The organism is Limosilactobacillus reuteri (assembly GCF_020785355.1).
GTDB lineage: Bacteria > Bacillota > Bacilli > Lactobacillales > Lactobacillaceae > Limosilactobacillus > Limosilactobacillus reuteri_I.
On record NZ_JAJGVH010000038.1, the window covers coordinates 1 to 1,194 of the forward strand.

Below are 1,194 nucleotides of genomic sequence, written 5' to 3' on the forward strand. Positions count from 1 at the left end.
CCGTGACAGGGATGCGTCCTAAACCAACTAGACCAACGGACCAAAATTGCGGGGGCTGGATTTGAACCAACGACCTCCGGGTTATGAGCCCGACGAGCTACCAGACTGCTCTACCCCGCGATAATATAAGGAGGATGAGGGATTCGAACCCTCGCGTCGCTCTCACGGCCTAGCGGTTTTCAAGACCGCCCCCTTCAGCCACTTGGGTAATCCTCCATAATGAATTAATAAGATTAAACAATAATGATTCATCAAAGCTAATCTCTGATGGACCTTGTAGGACTCGAACCTACGACCGGGCGGTTATGAGCCGCTTGCTCTAACCAACTGAGCTAAAGGTCCAAAACAGCCAGCCAATCGCGGCGGGGGGGATCGAACCCTCGACCTCCCGGGTATGAACCGGACGCTCTAGCCAGCTGAGCTACACCGCGAAAAAACTAATAATATATTAATTTTATAAATCGGGAAAACAGGATTCGAACCTGCGACCCCCTGGTCCCAAACCAGGTGCTCTACCAAGCTGAGCTATTTCCCGAAAAAATGCACCCAGAAGGAGTCGAACCTTCAACCTTCTGATTCGTAGTCAGACACTCTATCCAATTGCGCTATGGGTGCATAATAAGTGCCGAGGACCGGGATCGAACCGGTACGGTTATCACTAACCGCAGGATTTTAAGTCCTGTGCGTCTGCCAATTCCGCCACCCCGGCATTATAGAACTGGCAAAGCGGAAGACGGGATTCGAACCCGCGACCCCCACCATGGCAAGGTGATGTTCTACCACTGAACTACTTCCGCATATGAAAGTGCCGACTAGAGGATTCGAACCTCCGACCCCCTGTTTACAAGACAGGTGCTCTGCCAACTGAGCTAAGTCGGCAATTGACACTTTATTTTTTTATTACCAGATACTATATCTGATAATGAGCCGTGACGGGCTTGAACCGTCGACCCTCTGATTAAAAGTCAGATGCTCTACCAACTGAGCTAACGGCTCATGAGCTTAATCGCTCAATGGAGGATACAGGGCTCGAACCTGTGACCTCCTGCTTGTAAGGCAGATGCTCTCCCAACTGAGCTAATCCTCCATAAGCGTGGCAACGTCCTATCCTCGCAGGGAGCGATCCCCCAACTACTTTCGGCGTGTTGAAGCTTAACTTCTGTGTTCGGCATGGGTACAGGTGTATCCTTCAAG

Annotated in this window: 11 tRNA genes and 1 rRNA gene; all 12 read right to left on the reverse strand. The window is 50.8% G+C overall.

Going from position 1 to position 1,194, the window contains the following annotated elements:
- Positions 1-46 precede the first annotated feature (46 nt).
- A tRNA-Met gene (locus tag LMB56_RS01390) sits at positions 47-120 on the reverse strand.
- Between the two features lie 8 nt (positions 121-128).
- Positions 129-216 (reverse strand) — tRNA-Ser (locus LMB56_RS01395).
- Between the two features lie 52 nt (positions 217-268).
- Positions 269-342, reverse strand: a tRNA-Ile gene (locus tag LMB56_RS01400).
- Between the two features lie 15 nt (positions 343-357).
- Positions 358-431: transfer RNA gene (locus LMB56_RS01405), tRNA-Met, on the reverse strand.
- Positions 432-461: 30 nt separating this feature from the next.
- Positions 462-535 (reverse strand) — tRNA-Pro (locus LMB56_RS01410).
- Between the two features lie 6 nt (positions 536-541).
- Positions 542-615, reverse strand: a tRNA-Arg gene (locus tag LMB56_RS01415).
- Positions 616-623: 8 nt separating this feature from the next.
- A tRNA-Leu gene (locus LMB56_RS01420) sits at positions 624-709 on the reverse strand.
- Between the two features lie 16 nt (positions 710-725).
- Positions 726-797: transfer RNA gene (locus LMB56_RS01425), tRNA-Gly, on the reverse strand.
- A gap of 9 nt (positions 798-806) precedes the next feature.
- Positions 807-879 (reverse strand) — tRNA-Thr (locus LMB56_RS01430).
- Between the two features lie 44 nt (positions 880-923).
- A tRNA-Lys gene (locus tag LMB56_RS01435) sits at positions 924-996 on the reverse strand.
- 18 nt (positions 997-1,014) lie between these two features.
- Positions 1,015-1,087: transfer RNA gene (locus LMB56_RS01440), tRNA-Val, on the reverse strand.
- 4 nt (positions 1,088-1,091) lie between these two features.
- A 5S ribosomal RNA gene (gene rrf, locus LMB56_RS01445) occupies positions 1,092-1,194 on the reverse strand; the annotation flags it as partial.